Genomic DNA, 22,246 nt, shown 5'->3' on the forward strand with positions numbered 1-22,246 from the left:
CGTGACACTACTACCCGCATATTTCGGTGAGTTCGGTGGGCAATATGTCCCAGAGCTCCTGATCCCCGCACTTGATCAACTTGAGCGCGCCTTTGTAGACGCAATAAATGATCCGGAGTTCCACAACGAACTTTCCGCTTATCTCCGCGACTATCTCGGCCGCCCCACGCCGCTGACCGAATGCTCCAACCTGCCGCTGAATAGCAATGCCCGCATCTTTTTAAAGCGTGAAGACCTCGTTCATGGCGGCGCCCATAAGACGAACCAGGTGATCGGCCAGGCGCTGCTCGCAAAGCGCATGGGCAAGACCCGCATTATCGCGGAGACTGGCGCGGGCCAACATGGCACCGCCACCGCGTTGGCCTGCGCGCTGCTCGGCCTCGAGTGCGTTATCTATATGGGGGAGGAGGATGTGCGCCGCCAAGAACCCAACGTGTATCGCATGAAACTCATGGGCGCCAAGGTCGTCCCGGTCACCTCCGGGGCGGGCACCTTGAAGGACGCGGTGAATGAGGCGTTGCGCGATTGGGCCGCCACGTTCCACGAGTCGCACTACCTGCTTGGCACCGCCGCCGGTCCGCACCCATTCCCGACCATCGTGCGCGAGTTTCACCGCGTGATCTCCAAGGAAGCGAAGGCGCAGATCCTCGAGCGCATAGGCCGGCTTCCCGACGTTGTGACCGCCTGCGTCGGCGGCGGCTCCAATGCCATCGGCATGTTCGCGGAGTTTATCGACGACCCCGTGGAACTCGTCGGCGTAGAACCAGCGGGCCACGGGCTCGATTCCGGCCATCACGGTGCCCCAATCCATGCCGGAAAGATCGGAATCCTGCACGGCGCAAAGAGCTACCTGATGCGAACCAGCGACGGCCAGGTCGAGGAAAGCTATAGCATTTCCGCCGGCTTGGACTATCCGGGCGTGGGCCCCCAACACGCCTACCTGCACTCGATTGGCCGCGCTCAGTACGTTGGCATCACCGACGCCCAAGCCCTTAACGCATTTCAACTACTGTGCCGCCACGAGGGTATCATCCCCGCACTTGAATCCAGCCACGCAATGGCGTACGCCCTGCAACGCGCCGAGGCGGAACCGGAGGCCGAATTGGCAATTATCGTCTCCCTCTCCGGGCGGGGAGACAAAGACGTCGACCACGTTCGCGCCACCCTCGACGCACACCCCGAGTACCTGTTGGAGGAGCAATCATGAGCACACGTTACGCGGCGATGTTTGATCGGCTGGGGGAGGAGGGCGCGTTCGTTCCCTTCTTTATGTTGGGTGATCCGAACCCCGAGATGAGCTTTGAGATCATCCGCGCTGCTGTCGAGGGCGGCGCCGATGCGCTGGAGCTTGGCATACCATTCTCCGACCCGGTCGCGGACGGCCCGACAATCCAACTCGCTCATATCCGCGCACTGGAGGCCCACGTAGACGTTGACACCGCGCTTGCCATCGTGCGCAGGATCCGCGACACTTGGCCAGATCTTTCTATCGGTTTGCTGATCTACGGCAATGTCGCCTTTGCACGTGGAACCGAACGGTTCTATGCGGACGTCGCCGCTTCGGGTGCCGATTCCGTGCTATTGCCCGATATCCCGGTCCGTGAGGGACGCCCCTTCGCGCAAGCGGCGATCGCGGCGGGAATCGACCCGATCTTTATCGCACCTCCCCATGCCGCGCCCGATACGCTCGTTGGTGTTGCGGAGAATTCACGTGGTTACACCTACGCGGTCTCCCGAGTCGGCGTCACCGGCTCGGAGTGGGAGTCTTCCACCGACGGCCTGGCCAACTTGGTCAAACACCTGAAAAGCTTTGGTGGGCCGCCCGCGCTGCTCGGCTTCGGCATCTCTACGCCCGAGCATGTGGCGAACGCGATCCGCGCGGGCGCGGCGGGGGCGATCTGCGGATCGGCCATTTCAAAGCTGATTGAACAGCACACAGGCCAAGAGCTGATCGATGCGGTTCGCGAGTTTGTCGCAGCAATGAAGGCCGCAACAAAGCCTACAGAACCCTAACGGCAAACCATCAAGTGGCAGTGTTTCACGTGAAACATTGCCACTTTTCTTGTATCTGTCTCTCAATAATGTTTCACGTGAAACCAGCAAGTTGGGGTCGGCCGGTGGTCGCATTTAAGCAATAATCGGTAACAAATGACATTCCGCCCCGCTCACGGCCCCGCGCTCGTGGGGTAGCTAAGCATAGGCCTAATTACGTCACAGTGACGAAAATAGATCTTGTAGATATCAAAGGGCGGGGGCGACGAAATTGGGATGTGCGATACTTTATCCATGACTTGCTCACGTCGCCTATTTTTAGTTGCTTCTGCAACAACCTTCGCCGGTGCGATCCTAGCAGCCTGTGGTAGCACCAGCGCGAAAATCAATGCCTCGGATGTTCCGGTAGGGAAAGCTGTAATCGTTGAAGGTTTTATCATCGCCCAACCGTCCAAGGGAACGTACAAAGCGTACTCCGCCAGCTGCCCGCACCAGGGCACAAAGATCGACATCACCAATGATGACGGGACAGTAGAATGCCCCAACCACCATTCGAAATTCTCGATAGAGGATGGGGCAGTGTTGACCGGACCTTCGCGCTCGGGGCTTATGCCAGCCAAGCTTTCCGCTGAAGGCAAAGAATTGACGGCCGAGCTTTAGCGCTGATCGCGTACGCCTTGGGCGTAGCTCGGGGGAGGAGTGACACCGGCGCGCATCGGCCAGGAGGCGTCCCACAATGCAGCACGGCCGATAAGCGCGGCGTCGATACCCTCACGCAGCATGCGTTCACCCTGCGCGGGGTTGAGAATGCCGCCCACGGAGGCTACCGGCAGCACTTTGCCGATGCGCGAGGCGAAACCGGGGAACTCGCCTTCGATGGCGTCCCAGGACTTGAAGGGGGTGAGGCCGCCGCCGGAGACGTCGATAAGCGAGACGCCGCAATCCCGCAATTGCTTCGCCAGCTCCACGGTATCTTCGATCTGCAAGCCGCCCTCGCAAAAGTCGGAGGCGGAAACGCGGACGAGCACGGGGACATCGACGGCCGCTTTGACTGCGGTGCACACCTCGCGCAGCAACAACGAGCGTTCGCCGTAGCGATCCTCACGTGTATTGGTCAACGGCGACACAAAGGAATGCAGGAGGTAACCGTGCGCGGCGTGGATCTCCACGGCGTCGAAACCCGCCGTCACAGCGCGAACCGCCGCCGCGGCGAACAATGCCGGAATTTCCGCGATCTCTTCAGTGGTCAAGGCGCGGGGCGCGGGGAAGTTTGCAAACGGTTCAGTGCCGGGCGAAACCCTATCCCAGCCGGGGATCGGACCCTTCTTTTCGCTTTGCACGGCGGGGTACACGCCAGCCTTGCGGCCCGCATGCGCGAGCTGCACGGCACACTTCGCGCCCATCTTGTGGATAAAGGCGGTGATCGGTTGCCACGCTGCGGCCTGTTCGTCGTTCCAAAGGCCGACGTCGTTGGGGGAAATGCGGCCGTCCGGAGTGACGGCGGTGGATTCAATGATCAGCAGCCCGAAACCGCCGGCGGCGCGTGCGCCGTAATGCACAAGGTGCCAGTCGTTGGGGATACCGTCCTCAGCTTGGTACTGGCACATGGGTGGCAGCCACATTCGATTTCGGATTACAAGACCATCTAACTCGATTGGTTCATTTAGCATACCTCCATAGTAGTAACGTAGCGTTATGCAGTTGAAAAAGCCGGATCCGTTGATAGTCCTTATCCTTTGCGCAGTCGCGGTTGCCATCGTTGCGCCCATCAGCGGCCAAGCTGCGGAATGGTTCAACACTGCGACAAAGCTCGCCATCGTGCTTTTGTTCTTTTTGTATGGCGCGCGGTTGTCCACCTCGGAGGCGATCGCGGGGCTCAAGCACTGGCGGCTGCACGGGACTATTCTGTGTTTCACGTACATCGCGTTCCCGTTGATCGGCTTGGCGCTCAGTCCCACGAGCGCGTGGTTGGGAGACGACCTCTACTTGGGAATCCTCTACCTCACCTTGGTGCCGTCAACGGTGCAGTCTTCGGTGGCGTTTACCTCCATCGCCCAAGGCAATGTCGCGGGGGCGATCGTGAGTGCCAGCGCCTCGAACCTTTTGGGTGTGGTGCTCACGCCCCTGCTGGTGATGTTCCTTATGGATCAGGGGAGCGTGACGGTAGATGGGGGAGTGTTCCTGGATATCTCGCTGCAGCTGCTGTTCCCGTTTATCGTGGGCCAGCTGTGCCGACCATGGATCAAGGAACTGGCGGCCAGCAAGGCGACAAAAGCGGTGGACCGCGGCTCGATCACGATGGTGGTATACGCGGCGTTTTCGGCGGGCATGGTTGAAGGAATATGGACGCGCGTCGGGGTGGGGAAGCTGCTGGGTTTGGTCGCGCTCTCCATCGTGCTGGTCGCGTTTATGCTCTGGTTCACACGGTTCGTCGCGTTAAAGCTCGGGTTCTCGCGGGAGGATACGATCGCGATAGAGTTCTGCGGGACAAAGAAATCTCTAGCTACGGGGTTGCCCATGGCCGCGGTGATCTTCGGCGGGGCGAACCTTGGGTTGCTGATTTTGCCGTTGATGATATTCCACCAGATCCAGCTCATGATGTGCGCGAGTTTGGCGTCAAGGTACGCCTTGCGTTCTGGCTAGGAAACAAGCACACTGTTTCACGTGAAACATCTCTATGTTAAAACTACATTCGCCCAACCGGGGGCGGCGGATGCCGTGCACATAGCGGAACTTAGCCCAATCGAAGGCACCAATATGTGCGCGATGAAACGACTCATTGAAATGCTCGATGGCCGCAATATCACGGGCATCTGGAGCAATAACGGGACCAGTATCGGGATTATGAACACCCCGAACCGGCACGTTCCCCACCCCGATTCATATGGCGCGTTCCCCGATATCAGCGTGTGCACCCTGAATGCACTGCAATTCGAGGGGCTCTGGATGGAAGCGTCCGCCAAGCTTTAGATCTGCAACAAGGCGACGTAGGCTGCCGTGCCGGTCACTATAGACAGGGCGGCAGAGCGCCGCCAAAGGTGCAACCCTACGGTCAAGAGCACGGCCGCCGCAACCTTCCAGGAAAAGCTCGGGGCGGTAAAGACAACCAAGATCAGCATCACGCCAACCGGCATGGTGATGCTCAGCATGGCCAAGAAGTCGCTGCCTTTCAAATAGTTAAGCAGGCGGAAGGGCAGTGCGCGCAGGAGATAGGTGACCGTGCCTATCCCCAGCAATACTGCCGCGGTGTAACCGAGATCGACGCCCGGCGGCAAGCCCATCATGGCAACCTCCACGTAAGCAATTCATCGAGGCGCTCAAAGCGGAAGCGGAGCAATAAGAGGCCGAAGAAGACACACAGCGCGAGCGCCATATTGCCCACAAGGCACGAGGCGAGTGCTGTAACGATCAACGAGAGGTCTCGGCTCGCCCGAAATGCATCGAGCGCCAACACCACGAACAGCGCGGTCAAGGCGAATTCGAAGCCCGGCAACGTCGGAACCACAGCCCCGGCGAGCGCGCCGAGCGTACCCGAAAGCACCCAGGCCAATTGGCAGATCACCTGCACGCTAAGCAGATATTGGGAGGAGACGTCTTTCTTCCCAGCCGTCAGGGCATAACACTCATCGGTCAGCGCATAGGTGGAATACAACCTAGCCAGGCGCGACTTAATCACGGATCGGGGGAACGTCAGGCCATAAAAGATATGGCGGAAGTTCACTAGGAAACCGGCGAAGGTCGCGGATAGAACGCCGACGCCGCCGCTAATCAGACTCACCGCAAGGAATTCCATGCTTCCTGCGTAGATCACGATGGAGAAGATAGTGGCCCACCACCACGCAAATCCCGCTTGCGTGATCACAAGTCCGAATGCTACCCCTAACGGAAACAAGCCGACCGCGACGGGCCAGCAGTCCCGCAATGCATGTTTCACGTGAAACACTAAAATTAATTATCCAGCACTTCAACTGGATACGTCGAGAACAGAGGCAGTGGGGCGTTCTGACGTTTCATCACATCGCCCCACACATCAGCGGGGCCGGGGGCCACCACATCAGAAGGCAGGGCAGGGGCAACAAACCAATCACCGCGGGCGATCTCGTGCTCCAGTTGACCCGGAGCCCATTCCGCAAAACCGGCGAACAAACGCACACCCTCGATGTGCTCGCTCACCTCGTTCGGATCGGCGCGCAGATCAACATGGACCAAACGATTCGCAAGCTTTTTAAACTCTGGATGCTTGGCCTCATCAACGCCGAGGCGGGTGACACCTACCCCGACAACCGTTTCCAGGTGCAGCGGGCCGCCCACGTAAAGGGCTTGAGGCTTCGCCACACACGGCAACCAATCCGGCATAACATTCGCCACAGCGTGCTCGGACCGAGTGGTAAGGTTCACGCCGAAAGTTAGATAGTGGCTATGCTCCAGAATGAGTATGACACTGCGCGCGAAATCCTCCGAGCGCATGTCCGGAGCGGCCACCAACAACATGCCCGGGGCTGGATCATTACGCTCCAGCGCTAGAAACAACCGATCTGCAAAGTAGTTGTCCACGGCACTTCCTTACTTAGAAAACACTGTCACGGAACCCATACTGCCACATCAATCCTGTTCGGCCCACCACCGCTGCAGCTCTGCGATCGCCTCCTCGCGGGTCAACGGCCCGCGCTCCAAGCGCAAGTCCTTCAGGAATTGCCATGCGCGGCCTACCTCCGGCCCAGGTTTCAGGCCGAGCAATTCCATAATTTCATTGCCGTTTAGATCCGGGCGCACGCGCGCCAGATCCTCCTTGGCCGCCAGCTCTGCGATCCGCGCCTCGAGGTGATCGCAAGTGCGTTGCAGGCGCTGCGCCTTCCGCTGGTTGCGCGTGGTGCAATCCGCACGCACCAGCTTCAGCAAGCGGGAGAGCAGGGGACCGGCATCGGTCACATAGCGACGAACCGCGGAATCCGTCCACTGGCCATCGCCGAAACCATGAAAGCGCATATGCAGATACACCAGCTGGCTCACGTCCTGCACCATTTGCTTCGAGTATTTCAGCGCACGCATCCGTTTGCGTACGAGCTTCGCGCCCACCACCTCGTGGTGATAAAACGTCACCCCGCCCTCGGGTTTAAAGGCGCGCGTCGCGGGCTTGCCACAATCGTGGAGCAGCGCGGCCCAACGCAGTACCAGATCCGGCCCATCTTCCTCTTGCGCGATGGCCTGGCGCAGCACCTGCATGGAATGCGCATATACGTCTTTATGTTGCTTGTGCTCGTCCTGGGTCAGCTTCATCCCCGGAATCTCCGGAAACACATGGTCCGCAATCCCGGTGTTCACCATTAAGTTAATGCCCGCCCAGGGCGCCTTCCCGGCAACGAGTTTGTCCAGCTCCGCGCGCACCCGTTCCGCAGTAATGCGCCCGATCTCGGCGGACATCTCGGTCATCGCCTCTTGCACGCGATCCACCACGGCGAAACCAAGCTGGGAAACAAAGCGCGCCGCGCGCAGCATGCGTAACGGGTCGTCGCTAAAGGAACGTTCGGGGGCGTCGGGCGTGTCCAAGCGTTTCGCCTGAAGGTCCGCGAAACCGCCGGTGGGATCGTGGAACACAAACTCCCCATCGGGGGTGATTTCCACCGCCATGGCGTTCACTTTAAAGTCGCGCCGGACCAGGTCACCCTCTAATGTGTCTCCGAACGTAACCACAGGATTGCGCGATTCGCCGTCGTAAATATCGGAGCGAAAGGTGGTGATTTCAATCTGGTTCCCCGCGTACTCAGCGGAAACCGTGCCGTAATCAATGCCGGTATCCCACACGGTATCGGCGTAGTCATCGAGAATTTCGCGCACCACCTCCGGCCGGGCTGGCGTTGTAAAATCAAGGTCCTGCCCAAGCTCGCCGAGGCACGCGTCACGCACTGAGCCTCCCACAAGATAAATGGGATAACCGCGTTCGCCGAACAGGCGAGCGAGGGGCGTTAGTACGTCAATAACAGCTTCAAGCTCTGTGAGCTGGAAATCCAGATTTGTCACGGACATGAGTCTACTCGCTGGTTTGATACGATCAGGAAGATGAACGAGAAGGAACGTCAGCAGGACGGGGCTCAGAGCAAGCGCCGTCGGCGTCGGAAGCGCCCGGCGCAACAGCGGCGTCGTTCTCCCCAATCGCGGGGACGCAAATCACAGCGCAATACGCCTCGCATGCGCACCACCGATGAAACCTCGGCGGGCGGTTTGGTGGTTTCCGGCCTTGCGGAAGCGGTGCAACCGGACGGTGAGGTTGATCTCAGCCGCATTTATGTTGCTCTCATCGGGCGCCTAGATAGGCGCGGCCGGTTGCTGTGGTCCATGCCCAAGGGCCACGTGGAGCACGGCGAGGATCGCGCCTCCACGGCGGAACGGGAGGTGTGGGAAGAAACCGGCGTCCACGGCCAAGTGTTTGCGGAACTCGGTGTCATTGATTATTGGTTTGTGTCCGACGGGGTCCGGATCCATAAAACCGTGCACCATCATTTATTGCGCTACCAAGATGGCGATCTGAACGATGAGGATCCGGAAGTCACGGAGGTATCGTGGGTTCCGGTCAGCGAACTCATTGAGCGGCTGGCGTACGCGGATGAGCGTAAACTGGCCCGCCGAGCGCACAATCTTCTCCCAGAGCTCGCCCGCAAGGAATTCGCGGAGGGAAGGATGACCCCACAGTGAAACGCTGGATTCCACTGTGTTTGGCACCGCTTTTCACGATCCCACTCGCCGGTGCTTTACCAGTACCAACAGCCCCCGATGACCCCGCCGTGGCTACCCAATGGACGCAGCCCAAGGTGCGGTCTATCGACGCCGCGGCAAACGTCCGCATCGACGTTATTGAGGCGACCGTCATTGGGGAGGATGTTCGTATCCACGCGGCCATTCACAATGGCTCCTCCGAACGGGCCGATGATCTTTCTGTTCGAATCCAGCGGGCGACCCCGATCCACACGGTGGCGGAGGCCCGAAAGGTCCTCTCGGAGCCGGAATCCAACTACACGGTGCGCGCCGGCGATTTCCGTGATGTTTCGTGGTCCCTGGCCCCGGGCGAAACCAAGGACACCACGTGGTCCGTTTCGCTCGCCGAGCTGCAAATTACCGAGGCCGGCACCTATCCGCTGCTGCTCAACCTTAATGGGCACATTGGCAGCAATATGGTTTCCTACCTGCATTCCAGCCGCGTGCTGTTGCGGGTGCCGCCGGAGGAGGAGATGGCGCAGCAGGCCACGGGGTTGACGTTGCTGTGGCCCATCAGCGCGAATACCAAACTGGTGGCCGGGGAAACGGGGGAGGCTCCCGGGGCGCCGCCGCTGGTCCTTAGCGATGAAAGCCTAGCCGGCGAGCTCATCGACGGCGGCCGGTTAGATCAGCTGATCGATGATGCGATCAGCGCCACCAACGACCCAAACAACACTGGGCTGCGGGAGTCCATGTGCTTGGCGCTCGACCCCGAACTTATCGAGGTTGTGGATCGCATGAGCAATGGCTATTCGGTCGGCGCAACCCGCCCAAGCCCGGTGGCGCAGAAAAAGCGGCTGCGCGATAGTTGGAGTTCCGGCGACGATTCGGACCTAGTCCCCGGCACCGCGCAGCTCGTCGCGGGGGAGTGGATGGCTAAGGTCCGCACGCTCGCGGCCAGTGGTTGCACGGTGGCGCTGCCGTGGTCGGATACGGACCTCGACGCCGTTTCCCGCACGGGGAACGAATGGTTGCTGCGGGAGGCCCTTGCGCGCGGCCCGGAAACCTTGGACCGCATCCTCGGCGTCAAGGTGGAGCGCAACATTGTGATCCCAGGTTCCGGCTATATCAGCCACCCCGGTTCGCTACTCTATGCGGCAACATCGAACCCTTCCGAGGCGTGGGAGAAGCAGCAACCCGAGCAGCCGCAGCAGCCCGTGCCGGAGCCCTCGCTCACGGACCCGCAGCCACCGCACCCGATCGAGAGTTTGCCGCCTTCGGAGTCCCTGGTGCATGTGCTCGTTGCGGACAATGCGCTGCCCGCCAATACCCCGGGAGTTGCCGCCGTGCCGTATCAATCGGATTTGGCGGCCACCCTTTCGGAGGTGGGGGATATGCCGTTGACCTTGGGGATTAGCGCGGAGGAGCAGCGCTACAACCATCGCGCGGACGGCGAGCATGCGCGTACGGGGGTGGCCGCGGCGTCGATACGCTTGGCGTTGGAGCAGGGGGAGCCGGTGCTGGCGGTACCGCCCTCGACTTTGGCCTCCCCAACTGCCGGTGCTGCGCTTCTCGACGCCGCGGCCTCGGCCCTGCGTGACGGTGCGGCGCGGCCACAAAGCCTGCGTAAATATATCGAGGAGGTGCAGCCCGGGGAAGGGGGTGGGTTGCCGTATTCGGATCCCGGGGCGCCCACGGACACCGAAGTATTGCGCGCAACGCAGCAGGCGAACTATATCGATGACCTGACGGGGTTAATGGTGAACGATCCGCTGATCGCCATGAGCCGGTACGACTTCACCACTCCGCTGCGGCGCGATATCCTGCGCGCCCTGCGGGCGGGGAGTCGCCGCGACGCCAGCAACTACCTGGCCGCGGCGGCGCAGGCGGATGAGACGCTGAACGGTAACCGCGATATGTTGCAGCAGCTCCGCGCCTCGGTCTCGCTGCTGCCGCCGGGGAACGTGTATACGCGCACCTCCGAATCCTCCCCACTGCTTATCGTTGCGCGCAATGGGTTGCCGTTGCCGGTGGTGGCGACGATCCAATACACCGGCGACGGGGTGATCTACGTTCCGGAATCGCTGCGAATCCCGGCGAAGGGTTCCATAACCACACATATGACCGCCGATTTGGGGTCGGCACGGGATCGCGCCGACCTGACGGTGTGGCTCGCTTCCGCCGATAGCGCCGCCATTAGCAACCCCGTGGAGATCAGCGTGCAAACCCGTTCCGGATTCACCAGCGTGAGCGGTTTGGTGGCCGCCGTGGGGCTGGGGGTAGCGCTGGCGGCGCGGATTATCAGAAGCAACCGGCGAAAGCGGCGGCGCACCTCATAATGTGCGAGACAATGTGCAACTCGCGGCGCAATCACTCACAATGGTGAAGTGAACCAGAACGAATCCTGGCAACGCAGCCGCATTATTGCACCCGCCCCGCCAGCGCCTGTGATTAGGCCTAAACCGCAGGTCATCGAAGCGATTGAAGAGGTTGAAGAGACCTCCGATGGCGATGTGGTCCGCTCTACGGGCTCAATGGCGATCGCCACTTTGTGCAGTCGCATTACGGGTTTCCTGCGCACCATTGCGATTAGCTCGACGCTGGGCGCGGCGGTCGCCTCCGCATTTAACGCGGCGAACACTCTGCCGAACCTTATTACGGAAATCGTGCTCGGCGCTGTGCTTACCTCCTTGGTTGTTCCAGTTCTTGTTCGAGCGGAAAAGGAAGACGAGGACCACGGCGCGGCCTTTATCCGCCGGCTGTTCGCGCTCTCTATGACATTGCTCATAGTTGTGACCTTGATTTCACTGGCCACGGCGCCCTGGATTACCACCCTCCAGCTGGGTTCGAAAGGCCAAGTGAACCTGAGTCAGGCGACGGCCATCGCCTACCTTGTGCTTCCGCAAATCTTTTTCTACGGCATTTTCTCGCTGTTTACGGCGGTGCTGAACACCAAGGGCGTGTTCCGGCCGGGCGCGTGGGCGCCGGTGATCAATAACGTAATCTGCTTGATCGTGTTTGCGGCGTATTGGATCGTGCCGGGGCGGCTGGATCCGAAGGAGCCGGTGAGCATCACCAATCCGCACATTCTCTTGCTGGGTGTGGGCACCACATTGGGCGTGGTGGTGCAGGCGCTGATCCTGCTGCCCGCGATGCGCAGACTTGGGATCAGCCTAAAACCCTTGTGGGGGATCGACGACCGCCTGAAACAATTCGGCGGGATGGCGTTGGCCATCGTCGTGTATGTGGCGATCTCGCAGGCCGGTTTGATGATAGCCACCCGTATCGCCTCCTTTAGCGACGCGAGCGCCATCACGATCTACCAGGCCGCGTGGTTGTTGCTGCAGGTGCCATACGGCGTGATCGGCGTGACGCTGCTTACCGCGATCATGCCCCGGTTGAGCCGCAACGCCGCCGATGGCGACAATACCGCCGTGGTCCACGACCTTCAGGTGGCTACCAAGCTGACAATGATGGCGTTGCTGCCGGTCATCGTGTTTTTCACTGCCTTTGGGCGGCAAATCGCGCACGCCTTGTTCGCCCACGGCGAGTTCGACGCCCGCGCGGCGGACTTTTTGGGCGATACCTTAAGCTATTCCGCATTTACGCTGATCCCGTACGCATTGGTTTTGCTGCATCTGCGTGTGTTTTACGCCCGCGAAGAGGCTTGGACGCCCACGTTTATCATTGCGGGCATTACCGGCACGAAAGTCCTGCTCAGTTATCTGTCCATTTATGTTGCCTCCAGCCCCAGCCACGTGGTGATCCTGCTCGGTGCGGCCAATGGTTGCGGCTTTGTCTCCGGCGCGGTGATCGGCGGGTTCCTGCTGCGCCGCAAGCTCGGCCACCTGGGCATGAAGGACGTGCTGCGGACGTGCCTGTGGACGATCGGGTCTTCGCTCATCGGCATCCTGTTTGCCTTGTTGGTGGATTACGGCATCGCCCTGATCACGCCGCCCTCCAGCCTGTGGTTCTTTGTGCGGTTGATGGTGTGCGGAATCATATTCTTGGGCATTACCGGCGTGGTGCTTTCCCGTTCCGGCTTGGACGAGCTGAGCTCCTTGGGCGCGATTGTGAACCGCATCCCAGGCCTGCGCACCACCTCGGTGGAGGCCACCCAATTGCTTTCGCTGGATTCGCTCACCACCACCCCGGGCCCCATGTCCGGCGGCGTGGTCCACGGCCCGCGCCTGATGGCCGGAGCCTTGGTGCTCGACGGCAGGTTCCGCCTCTTGGCTTCCCACGGCGAATCCCACGGCGCGAAGTTCTGGCACGCACGCGAACAGTCCACCGACCGCGAGGTTGCGCTGGTCTTTGTGGATGACCCGAACCACGAGATCGCCCGCCGCACGGTAGAGCTGGGGAACCAGAAGATCGACGGCGTGGCGCCGATCTCTGAGGTGCTTGCGGACCAATCGAGTTCCATCGTTGTTGCCGATTGGACCCCCGGAGTGGGGTGGACCAGCATCCAGGAAGCGAGCCCCCGCGCCGCCGCGCACGCCCTGCAAAAGCTTGCCACGGCGCCGCGCCCGTTGGGCATCGATAGCCCGAAACGGCTTCGTATTACCAGCGAAGGCAAAGCCATACTGGCGTTCCCCGCAATTGTTTCGGACGGTCCGGATCAGCTGAATACGGCGCTGCACGCGATCGTCGATACGGACAAAACGGTGCAGGAGTTATTGCAGCTCACAGATGATTACGCGAAGATCCACCCCATCGCGGAAGCCACCCCGGACCCCGAGGATCAAGCCGGATTCGGCGACGGCTATTCGCGCGTAATGACGGTAGTGATCGCCGTTGGCACGGTGCTGGTTGTTTCCGTCGCCGCGGTTGCCACGATGGTGTTGTTCGGCCCGTAGCCGCAACCCCGGCACCAAACGGCAGCCCAAGGTTCGTGTTTTGCGGCATGGATCTTGGGCTGTTTTCTGCGGATAATGGGTGTTATTCGGCTGGGGAGGTGAGCCGGATACAGCAACTATCGGGAACATTCGGGGCTCTTTGGGGGACCGTTGAACGCAGAAGAAGCGGCATTAATTCGGCACTATTTGGCGGGGGATCAACGCGCCTTTCAAAAACTCATTGCGGGGCATACCGATAAGTTATTATGCGTGGCCCGGCGGTACGCGCCGCAGCAAGTTGATCCGCAGGACATCATGCAAGTGGCATTGTGGAAGGCGGCGCAGGGTTTGGATTCATTTCGGCAGGAATCTTCACTAAGTACGTGGTTATACCGCTTGGTTGTCAATACCGCCCACGATTTCGCCCGCCGGCAGCCGCAAACAACTTGTATCTGCCTAGATAATATGGAAGACCAAGCGGTAGAGCACGATATCGAACTAGGTATCGAGCTTTCGTTGGCGTTATCCTCCCTCCCGAACGAGCAGCGGGAGGCTTTAATTTTGGTTGATCTAGCGGGCACCACAATAGAACATGTTGCGCAATATCAAGGCGTGCGGCCAGGGACGGTGAAATCGCGGCGGGCGCGGGCCCGAAAGGCGCTGCGACAAAAGCTGGAAGGGGAATATCAGTCTCTTTTGCAACGTTAGAATCGTCAGAAACTCTCCTCAATGCTGTAAGGAAGTACACGTTGACTGTTCATGATGTTGCAATCATCGGCTCCGGCCCGGCAGGCTATACCGCCGCCATCTACGCCGCGCGCGCCGAACTCCACCCGATCGTCTTCGAGGGCGTCGAATATGGCGGTTCGTTGATGACCACCACCGATGTGGAAAACTACCCGGGTTTCCCGGAGGGCATCATGGGGCCCGAACTCATGGAACATATGCGCACCCAAGCCGAGCGTTTCGGCGCCGAATTGCGCATGGAAACGGTCGACCGCGTAGAGCTCGATGGCGAGATCAAAACGCTGTGGGTTGGCGACGATAAGTTCGAAGCCCGCAGCGTCATTCTTGCCATGGGTTCCGCCCCGCGCTACCTCAATGTGCCGGGCGAAAAGGAATTGCTGGGCCGCGGCGTGTCCGCCTGCGCGACTTGCGACGGCTTCTTCTTCCGCGACCAGGACATCGCCGTGATCGGCGGCGGCGATTCCGCCATGGAGGAGGCGCTATTCCTCACCCGTTTCGCCAGCTCGGTGACTATTGTGCACCGCCGTGACGAGTTCCGCGCCAGCCGCATCATGGTCGAGCGCGCCCGCGCGAATGACAAGATTCGCTTTGTTACCAGCGCCGTTGTCACCCGCGTCCTTGGCGATTCCAAGGTCACCGGCCTCGAGCTCGACGTGAAGGGTGAGCGCACCGAATTGCCGGTGAGCGCAATGTTCGTAGCCATCGGCGCCGACCCGCGGTCCGAACTTGTGCGCGATTTCATCGAGCTTGACGACGCCAGGTACGTTCAGGTTGCACACCCCTCCACCCGAACAAACCTTCCGGGCGTTTTCGCGGTTGGAGACTTGGTGGATAACCACTATAAGCAAGCCATTACGGCGGCCGGTTCCGGTTGCCGTGCCGCCATTGACGCCGAACACTTTCTTTCCCGCTAGGAGTAACCCCCATGACCAATGTGATTAATGTCACAGCCGACTCTTTCCGTTCGACCGTTCTCGAATCCGAAAAACCCGTGCTCGTCGATTTCTGGGCCGACTGGTGCGGCCCCTGCAAAAAGCTCGCCCCCGTGCTGGAAGAAGTCGCGGTCGAGCTGGGTGATCGCGCACTTATCACCAAGGTTGATGTGCAAGAGGAACGCACCCTTGCAGCCATGTTTCAGGTGCTGTCAATCCCCACTTTGCTGATCTTTAAAAACGGCCAAAAAGTCGCGGAAATCGTTGGTGGACTCCCGAAATCCACGCTCGTGGCGAAGCTAGAGTCATTCATGTAGCTGGTATCGTAGCCCCCAGTGCGAATGGCAACTAGAAAGGAGCACCGTGGCAGAGGTTCTCAAGGTCGGTGATAGGAGCCCACGTGTCGCTGAAGTACGAGCAACCCTTGCGCGGCTGGGCCTCTACAAGGGGTATCACGGGGACGCATCTCGCGTGTTCCGCCCAGAGGACACCTTCTTCGACGCTCCTTTGTCAGAAGCGCTACAGGCTTTTCAGCAAAGCCGGGGACTCATCGCCGACGGAAAAATTGGGGAAGCCACCCTGCGCACATTGCGCGAGGCTTCCTACAAGCTTGGTGAGCGGATTCTAGAATTTCAACCATCGAACGAATTGATCGGTGATGATGTTCTGGAGTTGCAGAAGCAATTGCATGACCTCGGTTTTTATCCCGAACGCTTGGACGGCCGCTTCGGCGAGCTTACGCACCAGGGTTTGATGAACTATCAGATGAACTACGGGTTGCAGGCCGATGGCATTTGCGGCCCGCAAACGATCCTTGCGCTGGGCTATCTGGGGCGCCGCATCACAGGCGGCTCCCCGCACGCCATCCGGGAACGGGAGGCGGTGCGTCAGGCTGGGCCTTGGCTCGCCGGCAAACGGGTGATTCTTGATCCCGGCCCCGGAGGCCACCACGACAACACCCATGATCCCGCGCGTAAGATCAAGGGCCCGTTCGGGGAGGTCACGGAGGAAGAAATCCTTTGGGATCTCGCATCCCGCATCGAGGGCCGCATGGTTGCGGCAGGCATGGAAACCATGATGTCGCGGCCGCAGCGCACGGATCTCAATGAGAACGAGCGGATATCGATAGCCAATTCTTCCAACGCCGATCTCATGATCAGCCTGCAGTGCGATCACTACCCGAACGAGAAGGCTAATGGCTGCGCCACGTTCTATTTCGGTTCCGTCCGCGGTACCACCTCCGAGGCGGGCGAGTTATTGAGCGGCTTTATCCAGCGGGAGATTTGCGCCCGCACGGATCTTAGGAACATTGGCAATGTCCCCGGAACTTGGGGTTTGCTGCGCTTTACCAAGATGACTGCGGTGGAAGTGGTGGTTGGGTATCTGTCCAGCCCGCACGATGTTGCGGTGCTCACTGATCCGAAGCAGCGCGATGCTATCGCCGAGGCGGTGGTGGTCGCGGTGAAGCGACTCTATTTGATGGATCGCGATGACCAACCGACGGGCACCTACAAATTCAACGAGCTGTTGGAAGCGGAACTACTCTAAAACGGCCCTCATAGGCCTCTAGAAGAAGTGAAGTACCTGCCTGAGGAATAAGGACTCCAAGAGCTGTACTCAAGCCCAGAAAAGGCCGAGTACTCGTTGCAAACAACTAGAGCGGCGCGAATCTTGCGCCGCTCTAGTTTTGGGCTAGTGGGAGTTACCCCCGATCGATAAGCCCCAGGATGCGTTCAAAATCGTCCTTATCCCCGAACTCGACCACGATGCGCCCCTTGCGCTTGCCCATGGTGACCGTGACTTTGGTGTCTAGGCCATCGGCCAAACGATCGGCAGCGCGGGTGAAAAACTCCGGCGTTTCCCGCTTAGGCGCCGGTTTCTTCTCCTGCGCCTCACCCCGATTCGCTAACATGACCGCCTCCTCGGTGGCGCGAACCGACAGCCCTTCGGCCACGATGCGGTCAGCTAACGCTTCCTGCGCCGGGATACCCGCCTTCAGGCCGAGCAGGGCGCGAGCATGGCCAGCGCTAAGCACCCCCGCCGCCACCCGCGATTGCACCTTCACTGGCAGCGCCAATAGGCGAATGGCATTGGTGATCACGGGGCGGGAACGGCCGATACGGTCCGCGAGCTCGCCTTGGGTGACCCCAAACTCCTCCAGCAATTGCTGGTAGGCCGCCGCTTCCTCCAAGGGATTCAGCTGCACGCGGTGGATATTCTCCAGCAACGCATCGCGGAGCAGGGAGCTATCGTCGGTCTCCCGAATGATCGCGGGGATATGGGTCAATCCGGCCTTGGCGGCGGCGCGCCAGCGGCGCTCACCCATGATGATTTCAAAGCCGTCGTCGGCGGGGGAGTGCCGCACCACGATCGGCTGCATCAGGCCGAATTCGCGGATCGAATGCACCAATTCCGCGAGCGCATCCTCATCGAACACCTGACGCGGCTGGCGCGGGTTCGGGGCGATCAAAGCGATGGGTATCTCTTGGTAGCTGGCCCCAAAATCCTGCGTCTTGGTGCCGCCGGCGGCGTCTTTGCTTTGCTGCTGTTTGGCTCGTTTGGCATCGCGGGCGGCCGCCGCATTGGTGTCGCCCTTGTGGGGGCGCGTATTGCCACCAATGATGATGTCGGCGGCGCCATCACCGAGTTTGGGGCTTTCCGCGGGGGTACTGGGGATCAGGGCAGCGAGGCCACGTCCGAGGCCGCTTTTGCGCGGTTCTTGTGCCATGAGAGCGTTGAGCCTTTCCTAACGCAGTGATGCTTCGTCCTACGATTTTGGTGCTACACCAATAGTCCCAGATTCTGGTGTTGGCAGGTAATCGCCACGACTAGCGATTTCCTTCGCGGCATCCAAATAGGCCATGGCGCCGCGCGAGCCTGGGTCGTATTCCAAGACTGTCTGGCCAAAGCCGGGGGCTTCCGAAACCTTCACGGAGCGGGGGATAAGGGTGCGTAGCACAACATCTTTGAAATGCCCCCGCACATCTTCCGCCACCTGCTCAGCAAGCTTTGTTCTGCCGTCATACATCGTCAGCAGAATGGTCGAAATATGTAGTTCATGATTCAAGTGTTGACGAATCATAGAAATATTATTCAATAGCTGGCCAACGCCCTCGAGCGCGTAGTACTCGCACTGAATCGGGATCAGCACCTCGCGAACAGCGGCCATAGAATTAATCGTTAATAACCCCAAAGAGGGGGGACAATCAATAATGACGTAATCGAAGCCGTTCCGCTCCAGGAATTCCTCATCCAAGGCGTCCCGCAGCCGGTATTCCCGCCGGACCATGCTTACCAGCTCGATCTCGGCGCCCGCGAGATCGATGGTGGCCGGAATGCAGTACAGGTTTTTATGAGAAGGGGACTGCTGCATCGCCTCATCCGGGGTGCAATCACCCAGCAACACCTCGTAGCTGGAAGGCGTTCCGGTGCGGTGTTCCACGCCCAGGGCCGTCGACGCATTGCCCTGCGGGTCAAGGTCGATCACTAGGACGCGAAGGCCGTGAAACGCCAGCCCGGCGGCAAGATTCACCGAGGTAGTGGTCTTTCCAACCCCACCTTTTTGATTAGACACGGTAATCAGGCGCGTCCGGTCCGGGCGCGGTAAGTGCAAAGCATTGGGAGTTTGCACTTGTGTTGCACGCTGGGCAGCTGCCCCGATGGGGGTGTCTTCCCAGTACCGTTCGTCCATGGAGGTCCTTCTCCTTCGTATTGCTCTGCTTTAACCCTACGGCAGTTATTTCACTCGCGGAATACTCATCAAGGTCGTAGGTTCTTCAAGGTGTTGTTCACCTACTGTAAGTATGGTTGCCGCGCCACCACCAGCTTTTCGAATTTCTTTCGCATCGCGGGTGAGTTCCTCGGCCACCGATACCCCCTTCATGGCCAGCATTTTTCCGCCTTTACGTGCTAACGGCAGCGACCACCCCGCGAGCTTGCCCAGGGGTGCCACGGCACGGGAGGTTACGACGTCGACAAGCCCCAGCTTTACGCGCACCTCGGCGTCCTCGGCACGCCCCCGAATCACGGTCACGTTGTCAAGGCCAAGCAAATCCACCACCTCCCGCAGGTAATTGGAACGTTTGAGCAGGGGCTCGATCAGCGTTATGTGCAAGTCGGGGCGGGCGATGGCCAATGGAATGCCTGGTAAGCCGGCGCCCGAACCGATATCGGCAACCGTGGCGCCCTGGGGAATCGCCTCACCGATAACCGCGCAATTCAGGATGTGCCGCTCCCACAGCCGCGGAACCTCCTTGGGGCCGATAAAACCCCTGATGGACGCATCGCGGGCCAGGGAACCGTAGTACGCGGCGGCAGCGGCGAGGTTGTCTCCAAAGACGCGGGCCGCTGCGGGCGGTGCGGTGGCTAGATCGTCGAAATCTTCACCGTACTGCGGTTTCACGTGAAACATCCTTCCCAAATGGTCACCAGAACAAACCCCCGAATCGACGCTACTAACCCTAACGACTATACGCGGCAACGAAAAACCCCAACCTGTGCGGCTGGGGTTCAAAGGATTATTTGCGCTTTTTCTTGGGGTTCTTCGGCTTCACACCCGGCTTCGGGGCGCTCGCCCGCTTCGCCTCTCGCTTGGCCGCTAGCTCTTCCTCTTCCTCGCGGTCCATCTTGGCAAACACGTAACGTTGCTGGAAGAAGGTCCAGATATTGTTCGCGCCCATGTAGCAGAGCAAACCGATGTGCCACAATACGCCGGTAAACAAAATGGTGCCGGGGAGGAACCACACCATCATTTTGTTCATCATCTGCATTTGCATCGCCATTTGATCATTCGACGGCGGGGCGGCGCGGCCGGATTCCACGCGCTTGTTTTGGCGAGTGATGGCCATCTTCGCATTAAAGTGCGTTGCCAGCGCAATAATAATAATGAGCGGCGCGGCTACCAGAATGATGTCAAATTGCGTGAAATTTACCGGGTCGAAGCCCTTGTACATTTCCTCCGGCATGGTGATATAAGCCGAAAGCGGAACGCCGAACAGGCGCGCATCCAGGAAGGACTGCACATCTTCCGGGGAGAAGATGTAGTTCGCGGTATTGCGGTTTTCCTCGATGGACATGCCGAGCTGGCCGGCCCCGGTACCCGTACGGTTAAACGAACGCAGCACGTGGAACAAACCGATAAACACCGGCATTTGCACCAGCACCGGCAAGCAGCCCGCGAGCGGGTTTACACCCATCTCCTTTTGGAGCTTGCGGGTCTCCTCGACCATTTTCTGCTGATCGTTTTTGTACTTGTTCCGGATTTCCGTCATACGCGGCTGCATATCCTGCATTTTGCGGGAAGAGCGCATCTGATTCAGCGTGGGGCGAACCAGCAACACGCGGATGGTAAACGTCAGAAAGACGATCGCCAGCACCCACGTGATGCCGGATCCTGGGTCCAGCACGAAACTAAAAAGTTTGTGCCAAAACCACAAGATGGCCGAAATTGGCCAATATACGAAGTTGAGCACGGTTGGTCAGAACTCCTGATCAAGGTTAAGTTTAGTTGGCCTGCGCTGCGGCACAGGGTCGTAACCTCCCGGATGCCATGGTCCGCATTTGGCTAACCGAGCTAAGGCAAGCGCAACGCCACGAAACGCACCGTGAAGCTGAACCGCTTGCAGCGCATACGCGCTACAAGTCGGCTCAAAACGACAAGTTGACCCCATCTTAAGGGGTGACAAATACATTTGGTAGCCGCGGACGGCAGCGATAAGCATCCGAGCTAGCAGACTAGGCGATCGCGTCGAGCCGTTGGAGTGCTTTTCGCACATCCCGCATCAACTCCTCACTGCTGGCGGTAGCGGCGGCCGGCAGGGCCCGCACCACCACATCAAAACGATCCGGAAGTTGCGCCGCAAGCCTAGCGCAAACATGCCGCAGCCGCCGAGACGTGCGGTGGCGAACCACCGCATTCCCGACGGCCTTAGAAACAATAAGGCCGAAACGGGGACCACCCCAGCGGGCGATACCTGCTTCGGCATTGTGCTCCCACACGTACACCACCACACTTTTGGATCCTTTGCGTCGCCCCTGTCGGACTGCGCGAGCGAATTCGCTCGACAAGACCAACGAATATTGTTGCGGTAACACGCGTTCAGGATTCCTTATTGGTGGTGCCGTATTGGGGCGCCAACCGTATGTATTAAACGGTCAGCGAAGCACGGCCCTTACGACGACGAGCCGACACGATGGCGCGACCCGCTCGGGTACGCATACGAGTACGGAAGCCGTGAACACGTGCACGACGACGGTTGTTCGGCTGGAACGTCCGCTTGCCCTTAGCCACGGTGAACACTCCTAGTTGTGAGAGGGCGGACCGCGCACGACACAAGCCTTGGTGTGCAGTATCGTATCTGCTACGGCCACCCTGATTGGATGAATGTGAAAACCTATGCGACCTTCGATGAGGAACGCCCTAGGCTCGCAACAGGCGCGACCCGAGCTAATTTGCGGATCACGCCCAGTGCGAAACAGCACATCTGCGCGACCTTGAAAGTTCAAGCCTCTTCGATGTGCGAGACTCTGCCAGACTACGCGGTTACCTTTGACGAAACAAATCGACACGCCGCCTCCGCACGCACCCCCAAAAATCACAGCCGTGTAATTTTCAAATCTTTTGTCGAATCAAAACCCACAAACAAAGCCGCAGGACAGATCAGTTGTGCACAGCCCACATGGCCTGTGGACAACTTTGCCTGTGGATAACTTTGGTGGAACCACTGCCGTTTGGCTTAAAATTCTGTTGTTTTTGCAGGTCAGATACTTATGTGGAGAACAAACAATCTATCCACAACCTGGTGATTCCACTGTGGATAAGTTTTTTGCGTAGAGTTGTCCACAGCTGTGAGTAACTTTGTGAACAAGCAGGTTGCTCCGCATCCCGGTGGTCCACAAGACCGGTGGAAAAGGAAACAGAGTTTTCCCCAAGCAGTTCCAATAACCCAATACCGTGGATGACTTATTCGTTGCGCTTGAGTGCCGCAGCAACGAGGGTTCTCGCCCCCGCTGCGACACAAAGCTACACACAAAAGGACGTATTCGAGC

The 22,246-nt window shown here is 59.6% G+C and carries 23 protein-coding genes and 1 pseudogene; 12 read left to right on the forward strand and 12 right to left on the reverse strand.

Going from position 1 to position 22,246, the window contains the following annotated elements; genetic code table 11:
- The first annotated feature begins 1 nt into the window (after window position 1).
- The 3 genes from trpB (at window position 2) to CCANI_RS13435 (ending at window position 2,652) form a co-directional block, all read left to right on the forward strand.
- Complete coding sequence (gene trpB / locus CCANI_RS13425) at window positions 2-1,207, forward strand: tryptophan synthase subunit beta (RefSeq protein WP_146325046.1); 1,206 nt, start codon at window positions 2-4, stop codon at window positions 1,205-1,207.
- Window positions 1,204-2,013: a tryptophan synthase subunit alpha gene (gene trpA / locus CCANI_RS13430; protein ID WP_146325044.1), complete on the forward strand. Its 810-nt coding sequence runs from the start codon at window positions 1,204-1,206 to the stop codon at window positions 2,011-2,013. The genes trpB and trpA overlap by 4 nt, the downstream gene beginning before the upstream one ends.
- A gap of 273 nt (window positions 2,014-2,286) precedes the next feature.
- Window positions 2,287-2,652 (forward strand): Rieske (2Fe-2S) protein, encoded by a 366-nt coding sequence (locus CCANI_RS13435; protein ID WP_246118268.1) that lies wholly within the window; start codon window positions 2,287-2,289, stop codon window positions 2,650-2,652.
- Here the strand turns inward: CCANI_RS13435 and CCANI_RS13440 are convergent.
- Window positions 2,649-3,662: an oxidoreductase gene (locus CCANI_RS13440; RefSeq protein WP_186750337.1), complete on the reverse strand. Its 1,014-nt coding sequence runs from the start codon at window positions 3,660-3,662 to the stop codon at window positions 2,649-2,651. The two genes, CCANI_RS13435 and CCANI_RS13440, sit on opposite strands and share 4 nt — an antisense overlap.
- Window positions 3,663-3,687: 25 nt before the next feature.
- Between CCANI_RS13440 and CCANI_RS13445 the strand changes: the two genes are divergently transcribed.
- Together CCANI_RS13445 and CCANI_RS13450 are read left to right on the forward strand one after the other, a co-directional pair.
- Window positions 3,688-4,635: a bile acid:sodium symporter family protein gene (locus tag CCANI_RS13445; RefSeq protein WP_146325038.1), complete on the forward strand. Its 948-nt coding sequence runs from the start codon at window positions 3,688-3,690 to the stop codon at window positions 4,633-4,635.
- Window positions 4,636-4,656: 21 nt separating this feature from the next.
- Window positions 4,657-4,962, forward strand: coding sequence for a hypothetical protein (locus CCANI_RS13450; protein WP_246118267.1), 306 nt, complete (start codon window positions 4,657-4,659; stop codon window positions 4,960-4,962).
- On the opposite strand, the gene CCANI_RS13455 is transcribed toward CCANI_RS13450, so the two are convergent.
- The 4 genes from CCANI_RS13455 to CCANI_RS13470 are packed head-to-tail and all read right to left on the reverse strand — an operon-like array spanning window position 4,959 to window position 8,016.
- Window positions 4,959-5,276: a branched-chain amino acid transporter permease gene (locus CCANI_RS13455; RefSeq protein WP_342779843.1), complete on the reverse strand. Its 318-nt coding sequence runs from the start codon at window positions 5,274-5,276 to the stop codon at window positions 4,959-4,961. The two genes, CCANI_RS13450 and CCANI_RS13455, sit on opposite strands and share 4 nt — an antisense overlap.
- On the reverse strand, window positions 5,273-5,941 hold the full coding sequence (locus tag CCANI_RS13460) for an AzlC family ABC transporter permease (protein ID WP_246118270.1): 669 nt from the start codon (window positions 5,939-5,941) through the stop codon (window positions 5,273-5,275). The genes CCANI_RS13455 and CCANI_RS13460 overlap by 4 nt, the downstream gene beginning before the upstream one ends.
- Entirely contained in the window at window positions 5,941-6,546 is a 606-nt protein-coding gene (locus CCANI_RS13465; RefSeq protein ID WP_146325034.1) for a YqgE/AlgH family protein, read from the reverse strand. Before CCANI_RS13465 ends, CCANI_RS13460 begins: the two co-directional genes overlap by 1 nt.
- Window positions 6,547-6,594: 48 nt before the next feature.
- Complete coding sequence (locus CCANI_RS13470) at window positions 6,595-8,016, reverse strand: CCA tRNA nucleotidyltransferase (protein WP_146325032.1); 1,422 nt, start codon at window positions 8,014-8,016, stop codon at window positions 6,595-6,597.
- Window positions 8,017-8,184: 168 nt separating this feature from the next.
- Here CCANI_RS13470 and CCANI_RS13475 point away from each other — a divergent pair.
- From CCANI_RS13475 to CCANI_RS13505, 7 genes and pseudogenes are all read left to right on the forward strand, one after another.
- Window positions 8,185-8,682 (forward strand): annotated as a pseudogene (locus tag CCANI_RS13475) (NUDIX hydrolase); the annotation flags it as partial.
- Window positions 8,683-8,771: 89 nt separating this feature from the next.
- A complete protein-coding gene (locus CCANI_RS13480) occupies window positions 8,772-11,021 on the forward strand; it encodes a DUF6049 family protein (protein WP_146325028.1) in 2,250 nt (749 codons plus the stop codon).
- A 48-nt stretch (window positions 11,022-11,069) separates the two neighbouring features.
- Entirely contained in the window at window positions 11,070-13,541 is a 2,472-nt protein-coding gene (murJ, locus tag CCANI_RS13485; protein WP_246118265.1) for a murein biosynthesis integral membrane protein MurJ, read from the forward strand.
- Between the two features lie 150 nt (window positions 13,542-13,691).
- Entirely contained in the window at window positions 13,692-14,228 is a 537-nt protein-coding gene (locus tag CCANI_RS13490; RefSeq protein WP_146325024.1) for a sigma-70 family RNA polymerase sigma factor, read from the forward strand.
- A gap of 41 nt (window positions 14,229-14,269) precedes the next feature.
- A complete protein-coding gene (trxB, locus tag CCANI_RS13495) occupies window positions 14,270-15,181 on the forward strand; it encodes a thioredoxin-disulfide reductase (RefSeq protein WP_146325022.1) in 912 nt (303 codons plus the stop codon).
- An 11-nt stretch (window positions 15,182-15,192) separates the two neighbouring features.
- Window positions 15,193-15,516: a thioredoxin gene (gene trxA, locus CCANI_RS13500; RefSeq protein ID WP_146325020.1), complete on the forward strand. Its 324-nt coding sequence runs from the start codon at window positions 15,193-15,195 to the stop codon at window positions 15,514-15,516.
- Window positions 15,517-15,562: 46 nt separating this feature from the next.
- Window positions 15,563-16,747, forward strand: a complete 1,185-nt coding sequence (locus CCANI_RS13505; RefSeq protein ID WP_146325018.1) for an N-acetylmuramoyl-L-alanine amidase — start codon at window positions 15,563-15,565, stop codon at window positions 16,745-16,747.
- Between the two features lie 154 nt (window positions 16,748-16,901).
- Here the strand turns inward: CCANI_RS13505 and CCANI_RS13510 are convergent, their stop codons facing one another.
- The 7 genes from CCANI_RS13510 to rpmH all read right to left on the reverse strand — a co-directional run bounded on the left by CCANI_RS13510 (window position 16,902) and on the right by rpmH (window position 21,488).
- Entirely contained in the window at window positions 16,902-17,927 is a 1,026-nt protein-coding gene (locus CCANI_RS13510) for a ParB/RepB/Spo0J family partition protein (protein ID WP_146325016.1), read from the reverse strand.
- 39 nt (window positions 17,928-17,966) lie between these two features.
- Complete coding sequence (locus CCANI_RS13515) at window positions 17,967-18,890, reverse strand: ParA family protein (protein WP_146325014.1); 924 nt, start codon at window positions 18,888-18,890, stop codon at window positions 17,967-17,969.
- A 45-nt stretch (window positions 18,891-18,935) separates the two neighbouring features.
- A complete protein-coding gene (gene rsmG, locus CCANI_RS13520) occupies window positions 18,936-19,610 on the reverse strand; it encodes a 16S rRNA (guanine(527)-N(7))-methyltransferase RsmG (RefSeq protein ID WP_146325012.1) in 675 nt (224 codons plus the stop codon).
- A gap of 106 nt (window positions 19,611-19,716) precedes the next feature.
- A complete protein-coding gene (gene yidC / locus CCANI_RS13525) occupies window positions 19,717-20,670 on the reverse strand; it encodes a membrane protein insertase YidC (RefSeq protein WP_146325010.1) in 954 nt (317 codons plus the stop codon).
- 6 nt (window positions 20,671-20,676) lie between these two features.
- On the reverse strand, window positions 20,677-20,973 hold the full coding sequence (gene yidD / locus CCANI_RS13530; RefSeq protein WP_146325008.1) for a membrane protein insertion efficiency factor YidD: 297 nt from the start codon (window positions 20,971-20,973) through the stop codon (window positions 20,677-20,679).
- Window positions 20,933-21,292 carry a ribonuclease P protein component gene (rnpA, locus tag CCANI_RS13535; protein ID WP_146325005.1) on the reverse strand — a complete coding sequence of 120 codons (360 nt, stop codon included), beginning with the start codon at window positions 21,290-21,292 and terminating at the stop codon, window positions 20,933-20,935. Before rnpA ends, yidD begins: the two co-directional genes overlap by 41 nt.
- A 52-nt stretch (window positions 21,293-21,344) precedes the next feature.
- Window positions 21,345-21,488 (reverse strand): 50S ribosomal protein L34, encoded by a 144-nt coding sequence (gene rpmH / locus CCANI_RS13540; protein WP_146325003.1) that lies wholly within the window; start codon window positions 21,486-21,488, stop codon window positions 21,345-21,347.
- Between the last annotated feature and the right edge of the window lie 758 nt (window positions 21,489-22,246).

The sequence above is a fragment of the Corynebacterium canis genome, from assembly GCF_030408595.1.
In the GTDB taxonomy this organism is placed as follows: Bacteria; Actinomycetota; Actinomycetes; order Mycobacteriales; family Mycobacteriaceae; genus Corynebacterium; species Corynebacterium canis.

Coding starts and splice junctions, on each gene's coding strand:
- CCANI_RS13440 (WP_186750337.1), bottom strand. CDS start 3,662: ATGCTAAATGAACCAATCGAGTTAGATGGTCTTGTAATCCGAAATCGA.
- CCANI_RS13445 (WP_146325038.1), top strand. CDS start 3,688: ATGCAGTTGAAAAAGCCGGATCCGTTGATAGTCCTTATCCTTTGCGCA.
- yidD (WP_146325008.1), bottom strand. CDS start 20,973: ATGTGCGAAAAGCACTCCAACGGCTCGACGCGATCGCCTAGTCTGCTA.
- rsmG (WP_146325012.1), bottom strand. CDS start 19,610: ATGTTTCACGTGAAACCGCAGTACGGTGAAGATTTCGACGATCTAGCC.
- CCANI_RS13515 (WP_146325014.1), bottom strand. CDS start 18,890: ATGGACGAACGGTACTGGGAAGACACCCCCATCGGGGCAGCTGCCCAG.
- trpA (WP_146325044.1), top strand. CDS start 1,204: ATGAGCACACGTTACGCGGCGATGTTTGATCGGCTGGGGGAGGAGGGC.
- CCANI_RS13510 (WP_146325016.1), bottom strand. CDS start 17,927: ATGGCACAAGAACCGCGCAAAAGCGGCCTCGGACGTGGCCTCGCTGCC.
- CCANI_RS13470 (WP_146325032.1), bottom strand. CDS start 8,016: ATGTCCGTGACAAATCTGGATTTCCAGCTCACAGAGCTTGAAGCTGTT.
- CCANI_RS13435 (WP_246118268.1), top strand. CDS start 2,287: ATGACTTGCTCACGTCGCCTATTTTTAGTTGCTTCTGCAACAACCTTC.
- CCANI_RS13455 (WP_342779843.1), bottom strand. CDS start 5,276: ATGATGGGCTTGCCGCCGGGCGTCGATCTCGGTTACACCGCGGCAGTA.
- trxA (WP_146325020.1), top strand. CDS start 15,193: ATGACCAATGTGATTAATGTCACAGCCGACTCTTTCCGTTCGACCGTT.